This window comes from Acinetobacter legionensis, from assembly GCF_057165765.1.
This window is the reverse complement of record NZ_CM169896.1, coordinates 4,155,106-4,169,954: the sequence shown is the minus strand read 5'-3', so window position 1 is coordinate 4,169,954 and position 14,849 is coordinate 4,155,106. Positions and strand designations below refer to the sequence as shown.

The 14,849-nt window shown below is 38.7% G+C and carries 16 protein-coding genes and 1 riboswitch; of the genes, 14 read left to right on the top strand and 2 right to left on the bottom strand.

Features of this window, described 5'->3' with window-relative positions; translation table 11 throughout:
- Positions 1 to 530: 530 nt before the first annotated feature.
- Positions 531 to 688: riboswitch (yybP-ykoY riboswitch) on the top strand.
- A gap of 88 nt (positions 689 to 776) precedes the next feature.
- From AC2G3J_RS19120 to recJ, 7 genes are all read left to right on the top strand, one after another.
- Positions 777 to 1,355 carry a TMEM165/GDT1 family protein gene (locus AC2G3J_RS19120; RefSeq protein WP_336952447.1) on the top strand — a complete coding sequence of 193 codons (579 nt, stop codon included), beginning with the start codon at positions 777 to 779 and terminating at the stop codon, positions 1,353 to 1,355.
- 213 nt (positions 1,356 to 1,568) lie between these two features.
- Entirely contained in the window at positions 1,569 to 2,366 is a 798-nt protein-coding gene (locus AC2G3J_RS19115) for an oxygen-binding di-iron domain-containing protein (protein ID WP_004718609.1), read from the top strand.
- Positions 2,367 to 2,455: 89 nt separating this feature from the next.
- A complete protein-coding gene (locus AC2G3J_RS19110; RefSeq protein ID WP_336952445.1) occupies positions 2,456 to 2,821 on the top strand; it encodes a YkgJ family cysteine cluster protein in 366 nt (121 codons plus the stop codon).
- Between the two features lie 489 nt (positions 2,822 to 3,310).
- A complete protein-coding gene (gene guaB / locus AC2G3J_RS19105; protein ID WP_004718605.1) occupies positions 3,311 to 4,777 on the top strand; it encodes an IMP dehydrogenase in 1,467 nt (488 codons plus the stop codon).
- A gap of 118 nt (positions 4,778 to 4,895) precedes the next feature.
- On the top strand, positions 4,896 to 6,227 hold the full coding sequence (glmM, locus tag AC2G3J_RS19100) for a phosphoglucosamine mutase (protein WP_336952444.1): 1,332 nt from the start codon (positions 4,896 to 4,898) through the stop codon (positions 6,225 to 6,227).
- Between the two features lie 32 nt (positions 6,228 to 6,259).
- Positions 6,260 to 6,916, top strand: a complete 657-nt coding sequence (pdxH, locus tag AC2G3J_RS19095; protein WP_336952442.1) for a pyridoxamine 5'-phosphate oxidase — start codon at positions 6,260 to 6,262, stop codon at positions 6,914 to 6,916.
- Positions 6,917 to 8,620: a single-stranded-DNA-specific exonuclease RecJ gene (recJ, locus tag AC2G3J_RS19090; RefSeq protein ID WP_483770453.1), complete on the top strand. Its 1,704-nt coding sequence runs from the start codon at positions 6,917 to 6,919 to the stop codon at positions 8,618 to 8,620. It abuts the gene before it with no gap.
- Positions 8,621 to 8,675: 55 nt separating this feature from the next.
- On the opposite strand, the gene AC2G3J_RS19085 is transcribed toward recJ, so the two are convergent.
- Entirely contained in the window at positions 8,676 to 9,437 is a 762-nt protein-coding gene (locus tag AC2G3J_RS19085) for a putative porin (protein ID WP_336952438.1), read from the bottom strand.
- Positions 9,438 to 9,797: 360 nt separating this feature from the next.
- Here AC2G3J_RS19085 and AC2G3J_RS19080 point away from each other — a divergent pair, with 360 nt between their 5' ends.
- The 6 genes from AC2G3J_RS19080 to AC2G3J_RS19055 all read left to right on the top strand — a co-directional run bounded on the left by AC2G3J_RS19080 (position 9,798) and on the right by AC2G3J_RS19055 (position 13,526).
- Positions 9,798 to 10,340: a PadR family transcriptional regulator gene (locus AC2G3J_RS19080; RefSeq protein WP_483770452.1), complete on the top strand. Its 543-nt coding sequence runs from the start codon at positions 9,798 to 9,800 to the stop codon at positions 10,338 to 10,340.
- Between the two features lie 38 nt (positions 10,341 to 10,378).
- Positions 10,379 to 10,768, top strand: a complete 390-nt coding sequence (locus AC2G3J_RS19075; protein ID WP_336952434.1) for a Fur family transcriptional regulator — start codon at positions 10,379 to 10,381, stop codon at positions 10,766 to 10,768.
- Between the two features lie 381 nt (positions 10,769 to 11,149).
- On the top strand, positions 11,150 to 11,452 hold the full coding sequence (locus AC2G3J_RS19070) for a DUF3861 domain-containing protein (RefSeq protein ID WP_419326948.1): 303 nt from the start codon (positions 11,150 to 11,152) through the stop codon (positions 11,450 to 11,452).
- Entirely contained in the window at positions 11,445 to 11,768 is a 324-nt protein-coding gene (locus AC2G3J_RS19065; protein ID WP_483770451.1) for a DUF2798 domain-containing protein, read from the top strand. Before AC2G3J_RS19070 ends, AC2G3J_RS19065 begins: the two co-directional genes overlap by 8 nt.
- Before the next feature lie 264 nt (positions 11,769 to 12,032).
- Entirely contained in the window at positions 12,033 to 12,980 is a 948-nt protein-coding gene (locus tag AC2G3J_RS19060) for a pirin family protein (protein WP_419360839.1), read from the top strand.
- Positions 12,981 to 13,127: 147 nt separating this feature from the next.
- The gene (locus AC2G3J_RS19055; RefSeq protein ID WP_336952428.1) at positions 13,128 to 13,526 is read left to right on the top strand and encodes an OsmC family protein; all 399 of its coding nucleotides are present in this window, start codon (positions 13,128 to 13,130) and stop codon (positions 13,524 to 13,526) included.
- 82 nt (positions 13,527 to 13,608) lie between these two features.
- On the opposite strand, the gene AC2G3J_RS19050 is transcribed toward AC2G3J_RS19055, so the two are convergent.
- Positions 13,609 to 14,055: a surface-adhesin E family protein gene (locus AC2G3J_RS19050; protein ID WP_483770450.1), complete on the bottom strand. Its 447-nt coding sequence runs from the start codon at positions 14,053 to 14,055 to the stop codon at positions 13,609 to 13,611.
- Positions 14,056 to 14,190: 135 nt separating this feature from the next.
- Here AC2G3J_RS19050 and AC2G3J_RS19045 point away from each other — a divergent pair, with 135 nt between their 5' ends.
- Positions 14,191 to 14,832 carry a glutathione S-transferase family protein gene (locus AC2G3J_RS19045; RefSeq protein WP_419326951.1) on the top strand — a complete coding sequence of 214 codons (642 nt, stop codon included), beginning with the start codon at positions 14,191 to 14,193 and terminating at the stop codon, positions 14,830 to 14,832.
- Positions 14,833 to 14,849 lie beyond the last annotated feature (17 nt).

Genomic DNA, 14,849 nt, shown 5'->3' with positions numbered 1-14,849 from the left:
CCTCGCTTTAGGCGAGGTTTTTTATGCATCTAATTTTGTTTTATCAATAATTTTCGAACCTGCTTTAAAGTTATGATTCAATATCGTCAATCTGTCAAAAAACTCAGGCACAAGAATATAATTTCTCTTAATTAATATTTTTTATTAAATCAATTATATGAAAAACAAATTATCTGATTATAAAAAAGCGTGCAATGCCACACCTTACATTCAAAGTTTAAATACTATTGCGTAGGCGATGCTTCACTTTTGGTAGGGGGATGTCAAACCTTGCGCTGCAAACAAAGCTATGCTTTGTTTTTGCTCATGTTGGGTGAGGGATACGTCCTGTAACCCCGGCCAACGGCGACATTCATGTCGCCCCACAATAGGATAACCATCTAGGGTTCAAAATTAGTGAGGAACGAAATTGAATTTATTCTATGCGGGTATTAAAAATGCTTCGGTACGATATTTTTTGAAGTTTATCTAAGCTTTAAATTTTTTAATTTTTAAAAATTGAAAATGATCGATAAAGCGTTGTAGAATAGCTGTACTTCATTGGGGAGTAGCCGCTGTTTGTCATCTGCGAGATGATAAATGGGTGATGATCAACATAATTACTCAACAGAGTATGGTCATCATAGCAAAGAACCAATTTAGCTGAAGGTGTTTACTCAGCTATCTTTTGTTGGCAAGACCTTTGATTTATCACTCCGCGTTGAATAGGCAACTATTCATATTGGCTAGCAGGAGGGATAAGTCATCGGTAAATATTGCTAGCCAGAGACTTTGAAATGTTAAATGCCTTCCTCATCTCTTTAGTGGTTGTCGCTTTATCCGAAATGGGCGATAAAACACAACTACTCGCATTACTTCTTGCTGCACGTTTTCGTAAACCTATTCCGATTTTAATTGCAATTTTATTGGCAACTATTGTCAATCATGGTGTATCGGCTGTGCTTGGTCAGTGGATTACCACGGTCCTTAGCCCGACAGTTTTACTTTGGATTGTATCACTTGGCTTTATTGGTATGGCTGGGTGGATGCTGATTCCAGATGAATTGGATGATGAATCTGAAAGTATTAATAAATGGCAAAAATATGGGGTCTTTGGTGCAACCTTTGTATTATTCTTCCTTGCAGAAATTGGCGATAAAACTCAAATCGCCACAGTGGCACTTGCTGCACGCTTTGACAGCATCGGTTGGGTAACCCTAGGGACCACATTGGGGATTATGTTGGTCAATGCACCTGCTGTATTTATTGGCAATAAATTGGCGGATAAATTACCTATTGCGTTGATTCATAAAATTGGAGCTGCAATCTTCTTTATTATTGGTGTCGCGGCTTTAGTTCAGCATTACTTTTTTTAAGCTCAATTCTCCAAGCTGATTGAACATCAATAAAGTCATCTATTTTTAAAGCTGAAAACCCAACTTAATGTTGGGTTTTTTACTATTTTGAGAATGATGACACAAATAATCTTTAAACTTAGGTTGTAGATTTATTGTAACTTTGAAGAAAACCTTATATGTTGTATGGGATAACTAAAGATTTATTTTAAAAAAGGTTTTGGGGTTTCTGGTATGGCTTTAGATCGCACCACATCGCAAGTTTTGTTTGATAATGGCACTCATAAATGTATAAGTTTTACCAGTTTGGTGAAAGGTGAAGGTGTACAAGCCAATCAGTTTCTTATTTTAAATAATGAACGTGCAGCAGTATTAGATCCGGGCGGTGATTTGACCTATGTGCCACTGACCATGGAGCTTAATAAATACACCCGATTACAAAATCTAGACTATGTCATGGCATCTCACCAAGATCCCGACATCATTACTTCTATGCCACGTTGGTTGGTCTATACCGATGCCAAAGTGGTCGCATCTAAATTATGGGCACGCTTTTTACCTCATTTAAATTCCGCATTTATGAGTGATCGTATGAAAGGGGGCTGGTTAGAGCGTCTGATCGAATTGCCTGACCAAGGAGGCTCTATTCCATTGGGAGAAACACGCATTATCGTAGTTCCTGCGCATTTCCTACATTCCGTTGGAAATTTCCAGTTTTACGATCCAATTTCAAAAATTTTATTCTCAGGTGATATGGGGGCATCGATTGTTGATGATGCATCGAAACCAATTGAAGATTTTGCAATGCACATTCCAACCATGCATGGTTTTCATCAGCGCTATATGTGTACCAATCGGGTGATCCGTTTATGGGTGAAAATGGTACGTCAAATGGATATTGAAATGATTGTGCCACAACATGGTAAGCCGTTTATTGGTAAAGAGATGATTCATCAGTTTTTAGACTGGATCGAAAATTTACAATGTGGTGTCGATTTGATGGATGAGTCCGTGTTTACCTGTCCGCAATAAAAAATTCAAAAAATATATTGAGTTTGAGTGCGACTTTTTTTAGGATTTTCTTGCCAAAATTTTAAATTGATAACGAGAATCTTAAAAAAATGTTGTCACAAATATCAGCACAGGATGCGTGCTTAAGTTGCGGGGCGTGTTGCGCCTTTTTCCGAGTCTCATTTTATTGGGCAGAAGGAGAAGCCATGCCAGCAGATTATGTCGAACCTTTGACAGCAGTGTATTCTTGTATGCAGGGCACCAATCAAAAGCAACCGCGTTGTGTGGCATTAAAAGGTGAGATTGGACAGCAAGTCAGCTGTAGTATGTATGAACAACGGAGTTCTTCATGCAAACAGGTACATGCTGGTGATTCTCAATGTGCAAAAGCAAGACAAGGCTATGGTTTGATTCCGCTGATCGAAATCGAGGTTGCTACCCCCAGCAATGATGAAGACTTTGATCAGGTATGTTAAAACTTAAGTGGAAAAATTTAGGATAGAAGAATGTTTATATTCAGTATTCTACGTGGTAAAGAGTGGATTAATCTGAATAATCAACCAGTGTAAAAGTCAGCTGTTGCGCTGTTAAATACTGTCGAGCTCCTCCCACACAGCTGCGCTTGAATATGGACAAATATATAGTCCATCCTGTTGAAAAAGCATCATCAAATGGGGCAAGCTTTTTGGATTTAAGCTATCTTGACTGCGCTACTCAATATAATCATATGTTCAGTAGGGTTTTTGATGAAAGCCTAGCTGTTACTTTAAAAGCAGAGACTGTAAGTCGACACTTTGTTGCAGTGTTAAATCCACTAAAATCTTATATTCAAAGCCTATTTTTATTTCAATAAGATACTGAAAAATAAAGTGAGACTGAGAATAAAAGAAATCCACGTAATAAAAAATGAAAATTGAACGGAAATTTGTATATAATAGCTCACGGAAATTACCAGCGAGACTGTTATGTTGACCATCGTTCAAGAAGCGCTAACCTTCGATGATGTCTTATTACTCCCTGCCTATTCTACTATCCTCCCAAAAGATGTCTCTCTAAAGACACGCCTCACACGCGGCATTCAACTGAACATCCCTATGGTTTCAGCAGCAATGGATACTGTGACTGAGTCACGTATGGCGATTGCAATGGCGCAAAACGGTGGTATTGGTATTTTACATAAAAACATGGATATTTCTGCACAAGCTGCAGAAGTTCGCCGTGTAAAAAAATTCGAAGCGGGAATGGTGAAAGATCCGATTACCGTGACACCTGAAACCACAATTCGTGATTTGATGGCAATTACGCAAGCCAACAATATCAGTGGTGTACCTGTCGTTAAAGATGGCAAAGTGGTTGGAATTGTGACTGGCCGAGATACTCGTTTTGTAACGAACTTGGAACAACCAGTAAGCAATATCATGACAGGACAAGATCGTCTTGTGACTGTTCGTGAAAATGAATCTAAAGAAAATATTCAAGCATTATTGCAAAAACACCGTATTGAAAAAGTATTGGTGGTTGATGAAAGCAATGCATTAAAAGGCTTAATTACTGTTACAGATTTCCGTAAAGCGGAATCTTATCCAAACAGCTGTAAAGATGAGTTAGGTCGTTTACGTGTTGGTGCAGCGGTGGGTACGGGTGCTGAAACTCCAAGCCGTGTTGAAGCTTTGGTTGAAGCCGGGGTCGATGCAATTGTTGTAGATACTGCACATGGTCATTCTGCGGGTGTAATTGAGCGTGTCCGTTGGGTAAAAGCAAACTTCCCTCAAGTTCAAGTCATTGGCGGTAATATTGCAACGGGTGATGCTGCTTTGGCGTTACTTGATGCTGGTGCAGATGCCGTTAAAGTGGGTATTGGTCCTGGTTCAATCTGTACTACACGTATTGTTGCTGGTATTGGTATGCCACAAATCTCTGCAATTGATAGTGTTGCTAATGCATTGAAAGATCAAATTCCATTAATTGCTGATGGCGGTATCCGTTTTTCTGGGGATATGGCGAAAGCGATTGGTGCTGGTGCAAGTACGATTATGGTGGGTTCACTCATGGCAGGTACTGAAGAAGCGCCAGGTGAAGTTGAATTTTTCCAAGGTCGCTATTACAAAGCATACCGTGGTATGGGTTCTTTGGGTGCAATGGCGGGTGCGACGGGTTCTGCAGATCGTTATTTCCAAGACTCAAAAGCGGGCGCTGAGAAGTTGGTACCTGAAGGTATTGAAGGTCGCGTACCGTACAAAGGTCCAATGGGCAATATCGTACATCAAATGATGGGTGGTTTACGTTCATCTATGGGCTATACGGGTTCTGCTACGATTGAAGACTTACGCCAAAATGCAAAATTTGTGAAAATTACTGCCGCAGGTATGCAAGAGTCACATGTGCATGATGTAACGATTACTAAAGAAGCGCCGAACTATCGTGTAGGTTAATCTTTTGTAATATTTTGATTGGAAAAAGCCGTCAGTTTATGACGGCTTTTTTATTTTGGTGTAAAGTAGTAAAAGTTAAAAATTGATTGTTATACAACACATAATAAGTGGGTAAAAAATGAGTTATTTTGGAACAGACGGGATTCGTGGAAAATTTGGTGAACTCCCAATTACCCCAGAATTTGCACTTAAACTCGGATTTGCAGCAGGAAAAGTATTAAAGCAAATTAGCCCTAAATCAAAGCCGATTGTGGTGTTAGGTAAAGATACGCGTTTGTCTGGTTATATTCTTGAAGCAGCTTTACAGGCGGGCCTCAATGCAGCTGGTGTTTATGTACACTTGCTTGGGCCACTACCGACCCCTGCAATTGCTCATTTAACCCGTGCATTGCATGCAAATTTAGGTATCGTGATTTCTGCTTCGCATAACCCTTATTTTGATAATGGCATTAAATTCTTCTCAGATGAAGGGAAAAAGCTTCCAGATACCATTCAAGATGCGATTAATCGAGAGCTTGAGAATGATATTGTTATTGAAGACACAGCAAACCTAGGTAAGAGTGTCCGTGTTAAAGATGCCAATGGTCGTTATATCGAATTTTGTAAATCGACATTCCCCTATCATTTCAACTTGCGTCATTTAAAAATTGTGGTGGATTGTGCCAATGGTGCAGCCTATAGCGTAGGCCCAGCAGTATTTCGTGAATTAGGTGCGAAAGTTATTGCACTTTTTAATGAGCCAGATGGTTTAAATATCAATAAGGATTGCGGTTCGACACATCCTGAAAATTTACAAAAAGCAGTGATTGAGCATCAAGCTGATTTAGGCATTGCTTTTGATGGTGATGCTGATCGGGTGGTTTTGGTCGATCGTTTTGGTAACTTGGTTGATGGCGACCATATCCTGTATATTTTAGCGACACAAGCGTCGCAAAAACCAGCAGGTATCGTGGGTACAGTCATGAGTAATATGGCATTAGAGTTAGCACTTGAAAAAGCCAAAGTTCCTTTTGTACGTGCTAAAGTTGGTGATCGCTATGTATTACAAAATTTAGAAGAAAATAACTGGGTGATTGGTGGTGAGCCATCTGGTCATATTCTGACTTTAGATAAGAGTACAACTGGTGATGCAATCATTGCAGCCCTCCAAGTCTTAACTGTATTGGTTGAGCAGAATAAATCTTTAGATGAATTGGTAGCAGATTTTAAAACTTTACCTAATGTTTTAGTCAATGTACGACTTGAACAAATGTTTGACCCCTTTGCAGTACCGGCATTGGTTGCAGAGTTTGATAAAGTAGAAGCTGCACTTAAAGGACGTGGACGAATTTTAATTCGTAAGTCAGGGACGGAGCCGATCATTCGTGTTATGGTGGAAGGTGATAATCTGCAAGAAGTAACTGATTTGGCAAATCATTTAGCAGATGCTGTTCGTCAAAATGCAGCTTAAAATATTGTATCGTCTGTAGAAGGTTTTGCTTCATGCGTGATGTAATTAAAGACTTAAGTGAGCTTCGTCTGACTTATCAAAAAGGTGAACTACATGAGGAGCAGGTCGATGCTCATCCTCATGAGCAGTTTCTCAATTGGTTTAATTTGGCTTTAGAAGCAAAACTACATGAACCTTATGCAATGTCGTTGGCAACCGCAAATGCACAAGGGCGACCACATGTACGTACCGTGTTATTACGTGGTGCTACGGAGGCTGGTTATGATTTTTATACCAATTATGACAGTCAAAAAGGCTTAGATTTAGCTGAAAATCCTTATGCAGAATTGCTATTCTATTGGCCTGAGCTTGAGCGACAAGTCCGTGTGGGTGGTCAAGTTCAGAAAATATCTGAACAAGAGTCTACTGATTATTATCATAAACGTCCTCGTGATAGCCAAATTGCAGCGCATATCAGCACGCCACAAAGTGGCGTGATTGAAAGTCGGGAACGTTTACAACAGCGTTTTCAAGCGTTGTATGAGCAAGTGGCTGAAAAAAATGAATTGGCTAAACCAGAATTTTGGGGAGGCTATCGTTTAGAGCCGACGTATTATGAATTCTGGCAAGGTCGCCCAAATCGCTTACATGATCGCCTCACTTATGAAAAAGTCGCTGGATCTTGGACAATACAACGTTTGATGCCATAAATGCAAAAATTACAAATTAAACAACGACCTTTGATTACACGCCCTGAAAATTTTCAGGGCGTGTTACCCTTTATTGCTGAAATTTTGGCCCGTCGAGGTGTGCAATCTGAACAAGAATTAGATTTGAAACTTAAATATTTACTTGCACCAGAAATGAAAGGTCTAGAACAAGCCATTCAAATTATTGATCAGGCCTTAGACCAACACAAAAAAATAGTGATTGTGGGTGATTATGATGCCGATGGTGCAACCAGTACCGCACTGATGATCTTGGCTTTACGAGAAATGGCCGCCAATGTTGAATACCTCGTTCCAGATCGTTTTAAGTATGGTTATGGCTTAACCCCTAAAATTGCTGATTTGGCTTTTGAAAGATATCAGCCTGATCTATTAATTACAGTCGACAATGGAATTTCCAGTCATGCCGGTGTAGCACAAGCACAATCACATGGGATGCAGGTGATCATTACTGATCATCATTTGACCACAAAAGAGCCCCCTCAGGCTGAAGCGGTTGTCAATCCCAATCAGTTAGGCTGCGAATTTCCGAGCAAGGCTTTAGCAGGTGTCGGAGTCGCATTTTACCTATTAGCAAAGTTAAGTAGCTATCGGGCAAAATTGGGTAAATCTGCCGCAAAAATGCCACAATATTTGGATTTAGTTGCTTTAGGTACCTATGCTGATGTTGCTAGTCTAGATCATAATAATCGTATCTTAGTGGATGCTGGTGTTAAAAGAATTCAGCAAAATCAATGTCGTGCTGGAATCAGTGCCTTATTAGATATTGCCGCGCGTGATCCTGCTGAGTTAGAAGCATCTGATTTAGGTTTTGTGTTAGGCCCGCGTCTTAATGCCGCAGGGCGTATGGAAACCATGGACATAGGTATTGAATGTCTTTTGGCAACCGATATTCAATCAGCTCACACTTTGGCACGCCAACTCAATGATTTAAACTTAGAACGCCGTCAAGTTGAATCGGAGATCAAACAAGAGGCTTTGGCAGAGTTGGAAAATCTACAGCTTGATCAAGACCATTTACCCGCAGCGCTGGTTATGTTTGAAGAGCATTGGCATCAAGGTGTGATTGGTATTGTAGCAGGACGTTTAAAAGAGCAATTTCATCGTCCCAGTATTGTATTTGCGGCAGATAAAGATGGGATTCATATCAAAGGTTCCGCACGTTCAATTGATGGTATTCATATTCGAGACAGTATTGAAAAGGTTGCCGAGCAATATCCTGATTTGATTAGTCATTTTGGTGGGCATGCAGCAGCAGCGGGTTTGACCATTCAAAAGCAACATTTTGAAGAATTTAAACAACGTTTTACTGAGTTGGTTGCTCAATCAGATGATGCACTATTCCAAGCGGTGTTGTGGACGGATGGTGAATTACCTGCTCAGGCATTTCAACTGCAAACTGTAGAGACTTTGGCGCAATTAGGACCGTGGGGGCAAAAGTTTCCTGCACCGGTATTTGAAGGGCGTTTTAAAGTCATCGATTATCGTTGGTTAAAAGAAGTGCATCTGAAATTGCGTTTAGCTTTGGAAAATGGCCAACCGATTGATGCGATTGCCTTTAATGTACGTGATAAATTCAATTTTGATCCCATGCAAGATAGGGTACGTATTGTTTATGAATTGGATAAAAATCAATTTAATGGCAATGTGAGTTTACAGTTAAGAATGCTGCATTTAGAGCAGTAAATTTAGAGATAAAAAACCGCTTATACAAGAGCGGTTTTTTAAAGTTTATCAATAATTAGAAGCGGTAAGCAGCGCGAAGACCGTAAACATTATCATCATCTTCAAAATCAACAGAACCTTCTAAGCTGATTTGTTGAGTAAAGAATTTTTTTGCACGAATTGTAAAGCTGTCTTCATCATTACCATCAGCACGGCTACCTGAATAAGCCAATCCGACACTGAAGGTTTTATCTAGATATAAATCTGTACCTACGCTGTAATCATCGATATCACCAAATTTTGCATCGCCTTCAAAATTCATATCATAGCGACCCACTTGAGTGACATATTTAGCGCGGATAGTTGGATCTATATCATCATTAAAATCATTATCATAGCCTGCTAAACCAACAGCAACCAAAAGACCTGGGATTGGCAAGTAACCGACTTCAGCAGAGTAAGTTGTCGTATCTAAATCATCTACATGATCGGCCTTAGCTGTTGAGCGCCCAATAGCAGCACTTGCATAAAAATCGGTATTTGGAACAAAATATTCAATACCAACACCATATGCTGTTACATCGTAGGCATCATAATCGATATAGCTAATCCCAGCACTTACGTTGCTTGCGCGATCTAGAAAGGCCGCTTCGTTTAATGGGTTGTTTTTAACTTGAACAGGGTTAAAATAATATGTTCCATCAATAGCAAAAGCAGTAGATGTATCCCCTTTATCTGGATCAACAATGCCGAGTGAACCACCAATTTCAGCTTGGTATGCATGTGCAGACCCAAAAGAAGTAGCAAGTAATGCAGCAAATAAAGTTTTCTTAAACATTGTGTGACCCTTTTGTTATAAAAATATTAATTTTTTGTTACAAATCGCATTGTATGTAAATTAAACGCCATGTCAAGACTAAAGATCTGAAAATTAAAAGTTTACTGTCAAAAAGCATAAAAACGAGAAATTGGCTAAAGCTTTAAGCAATCCGGAACAACAATGAAAATAGCCAATAGATGCTATTGAAAGACTTTACCTGTTTTTTTATATCTTAAATTTTTAAGATAAATCGATTTAAAATAATTTAATTGCTTATTTATCAAAATATTAAAATTTATTCTGTAATATAATGTTGTATTAAGACTTATTAAGACATATCTTAATAATTATAAATTGATCAATTTGAGAAAAATAAAGATGAAATTAGAACGACATATTCATTCACAAAATGACTTTGAGCATCGTGAACAGCATACCGAACGAGGTTATGGTGGACGACGAGGTCGGTTGTTTGAATCAGGTAAAATGAAGCTTTTGGTTTTACATTTGATACAGCAACAGCCAAAACATGGTTATGAAATTATTAAAGCCATCAGTGATCTAGTCGGTGGCGGCTATACTCCAAGTTCGGGCACGATCTATCCAACTCTGACCTATCTTGAAGAAATTGGCTTTCTACATGCTGAAAATACAGAAGGTGATCGTAAGCAATATCACATTACAGATGCTGGAAAATTACATTTAAAAGAGCAGCACGCGCATATCAAACACTTATTAGAGCGTTTGGAAACTCGACGCGAAATTCATGAAAATGACCAATATTTGGATATTCATCGTGCGATGGAAAACTTAAAAACATCATTGCGCTTAAAGCTCAAGGGTAAAGATTTTGATGCCGAGCAAGTTAGACAAGTCGCTGAAAAAATTGATCAAGCCGCAATAGAAATTGGGCGTTTATAACAATGCAATAACAGGGCAATAGAAGGTTTAGGTGAGACATGAGTAGTGAGATACAACAAAAACTGCGTCAGGCAAATTTAAAAGTGACCCAAGCAAGAGTGATTGTATTCAAAGCACTGTTGGATCAAAAAGCACAACTGACAGCAAAGCAGATTTATCAGCAGTTATATGTACAAAATAAGCAGATCAGTTTATCCACTATATATCGAGTGGTGAGCGATCTAGAGAAAGTCGGTTTGATTACTCAAAATCTGCACGGTAGAGATGAAGTTAAGTATGCTTTACCTTATTTATCCGAAGTGGAGTCACTCAATATCCAATGTGCCGACCTGACCCAGATCAATAAAGCGTCTTTAATCGCCTCAGTGGAGCAGGTTTTTCAAGCGTTTGATATTGATGTTTTGGATATTAAATTTAGTACCACATGAGGGTCTGTTGCCATTTCATAAATGGCTTGCGTTGTAGGTTAAAATTGAGCATGAGACGTATACGTCGTAAAGCATGAAACGAAGAGAATAGCAAGACTATTTTCGAGTTTTATAACGAAGGCTGAGATAATTTTAGCCACAACCCTGAGCAAGAACAAAGCACTGCTTTGTTTGCAACGCAAGGCGCAGCGGGGGACTAGCGTGTTTTTTGCCGCTACGTCGTTACCTTGCGAAACGACGTTTCTCATCATTTAGAATGACTAAATTACGTATCTCGCGCCTAGTATCGTCTAAAAAACACACCTAGTCGCAAACGTAGACGAATTGTCAACAGACCCTTCATTAAACAACGGCGAATATTTAACAAGTTAGAGAAATCTTATGAAACAACATCAATATCATGTGACTGTTCAACATCTTGCAGATGCGCAAGGTCATCCATCAACTTATGATGAAAATATCGAATTTAATGTGGGTAATCACGATGATATTTTCCAAATTGTAGAGCGCTTAAAAGCTGCTGAGTTTTTTGATGAAGAAACCACCAAAGCGTTTGCTGTAGGACTAAAACTCTTTTTAGAAGTTATAATTACCCATCGCGATCATGTGCTATTTCAAGACTTTGAACCAGCAGTTAAACAATTTATGAAAAACTTAAAGCAGAACGTCAAGAAAAATGCGTGATTTAAAACCAGAAACCAAGATCGAGAATAGAGGCCATCAACATAAACCTGCCATGATTTTTGCTGGAATTCCTAAATTACCAGCAAAATATGCCGCGTGGATTATGCCATTCATACTTTCAGCTTTAATGAGTGCCACCATTTCCATGATTAACTTATGGAAGAATGTAGGTTGGTTTGATGGATTTTTTACAAAATGGTTTAGCGTCTGGCTATTTTCATGGATGATTGCCTTTCCCACAGTATTAATTTTTTTACCTCTGATTCGCCGTTTCACAGGATTATTTGTGGATCTTAATCCACCACCTTCTGCTTAATTCGATCAAGACTTGAACATGTCATGGTGCGACTACGAGTCTATAAACATTCCAACGTGAATATTCAATTTGGTAAAGTATTGTTTCCAAATTTTGTGATCAGAAAATGCATAACAAAAACCAAACTATTATTGTCCTATTGATAGTATTCAGCGTATTAAGATAGCTATAGGCCGATGTATATAAAACCGATAAGCTAAATAAAATGAAATTGTAGAAGTTGAAATAACGTCCTGAGCTGATGGACAAATTTAGGATAACAACATGACCAATACCAACTATACCGAGATTTCTAACTCTGACGATTGTGAAAAATACGTGAATCAGTTTATTCAAGATTTTCCAATTCGTTCAGCAGAAATAGGCAAAGGCACCGTCATTAAACGTGCATTACCAAGCCGTCAAAAACGCATGATTGGCGCATGGTGCTTTTTAGATCACGCTGGCCCAGTGGTATTTCCTCAGGGAGATGGATTGGATGTCGGACCGCATCCACATATTGGATTACAGACTTTCACTTGGATGATCGAAGGGACGATGATGCATACAGACAGCATCGGCTCTAAACAATTGATTCGTCCTAAACAAGTGAATCTGATGACTGCGGGTTATGGAATTTCCCATACAGAAGTTGCTCCAGATACTGAAACCAGAATGCATGCTGCACAGCTTTGGATTGCCTTGCCTGATGATAAGATCAATATGGCACCGCAGTTTGATCATTATCCAGAATTACCAGTTGTCGAGCAGGATCATATTGAATTTACAGTTTTAGTCGGTGAATTCATGAATATCAAATCTCCTGTCAAAGTGCATACAGAATTAGTGGGGATCGATTTTTTTGCAAAAGAATCAACCAAGACACGTATTCCACTGAATCCTCATTTTGAATATGGATTTATGGCATTAGAAGGTGAAGCAACCGTCAATGGTCATGATTTAAATAGTGACAATATGGTAGTCATTGAACCTGGAATTTCTCAGATTGAGGTTGAACTACCAAAAGGCTCGCGTTTACTGTTGATAGGTGGTGAACCTTTTGAGTCGCCTATTTTACTGTGGTGGAATCTTGTGGGCAGAACACAGGAAGAACTAAAAACAGCAACAGAACAATGGGCAAATCAGGATGCCCGTTTTGGAACGATCCCTGATTATGATGGTCCACGTTTAGAAGCACCAGCATTCCCAGACAAGATGCGAGCATCGAAGTGATGTGCTGCATTGTGCATTGTAATATGGATTCAAACTAAATAATTTGCGTTAAAGGTGTATTTGACCAGCCTTTAGCGCAAGTGTTGCGTTTACAAATTTTATTTAAACTGGCATTCACTAAAAATTTAAAGATTAAAGGAAAATAAAATGGCAATTATTGCAAATGCAAAGGTAAAAACCTATCCAGAACCATGGTCAGGTGAGGTGGTGAGTGGAAAACATCAACTGATTACCGACAAACCAGAATCATTCGGTGGGCAAGACAAGGGCTTAGCGCCTTATGATTTTATTTGTTCAGGTTTAATTTCTTGTACCATGATTACTTTGCGTATGTATGCTCAACACAAAGGGCTTGATTTGGGTGAGTTTACAGTTGAAGCTGATTTTAATGCCAATAAAGAGGGGAAAGAATGGGTCGAGCGTCGCTTGTCTTTTGCGACTCCGTTGTCTGAAGCGGTGCATCAAAAAGTGTTAGACATTTGCCAAAAAACCCCAGTGACCAAGACTTTATTGCGTAGTGTGGAAATCAATACCACGATTATCTAAAAAACGGCTATGTAAAAGATATTTTGTATAAAAACAAAATATCTTTTTTTTCTATCAGTAAGATTATGCAATTTTTTATTGATTATTTACAGGTGTTTACATAAATCTTGTTATAGAATTTATCTTGATTCAACGCTTTAAACTCTAAGTCGTCAAAGGAATAAAAAGCTGCCCCCGTTTCACCATCATGGCTCAACGTAATGTCATCAAATTTTTTCACTAATGTGCTGTTTGAGGTTTTTCCTATAAAGTAATCAGCGCCCCGAATGGCGATAGTTTTTCCTGTGCAATCCACAATAAGTTGTTTAATAACAGATTGATATGTTACACCTTGCTCATCTTTTATAGGATGGGCATATTTTTCATAGATAACAGCTTGCTTAAACGAATCACGAATTTTTTGATGTGCATTTACATCAATAAAGGACTCTCCCTTATTCTCAAGAGCTCCCAGTAACATAAGCTTGGGTTGATATGCATATAGATTTGAACAAATAAAGAAGAAAATTAATGGGGTAAGTGACTTCATTTTTATTCTCAGAATAACCAATATTGAATCTAGAGTATAAACAAAGTTGATAAAAAAATGATTTAAATACAGTAATAGAATTGTTGAAAAGTTGAGATCAATTTATAGTCGAAGAATAAAAACTGAGGCAATACAATGATTACATTACATCACCTTGATCAATCTCGTTCACTCCGTATTATTTGGGCTTTAGAGGAGCTAGGGCTTGAATATCAGATTAAGTACTATAAACGCTTACCTACTTTTGCTGCACCCCCTGAGTTAAAAGCAGTTCATCCGCTTGGAAAGTCACCTGTATTGACCGATGGTGACCTGACCATTGCAGAGTCTGCTGTGATTTTAGATTATCTTCAGGCGACCTATGATACAAAAAATCAGTTTAGGCCTCAAAATCCTAAAGACTTAATGCAATATAACTACTGGATGCATTATGCCGAAGGTTCTTTAATGCCTTATCTTGTTATGACATTGGTGATGACCAATATGCCAAAACATGTTCCTTTTTTAATTCGTCCTATTGCAAAGAAAATTTCAGAAGGTGTACGTGGTGGCTTTAGCAATCCTCGTTTAAAAGAACATGCAGCCTTTTTGGAAGATTATTTTAGTCAACATGATTATGCCGCAGGTGAGTTTTCTTTTGCCGACATTCAAATGAGTTTCCCCGTGATTGCCATGCAACAACGAACTAAAAATAAAACCCCTCGACTGGCTGCCTATGCTGAACGAATTCAGCAGCGTCCTGCTTTTCAACGCGCTAAACTAAAGAGTGATGATTAAATTTTGTATATCAAGGT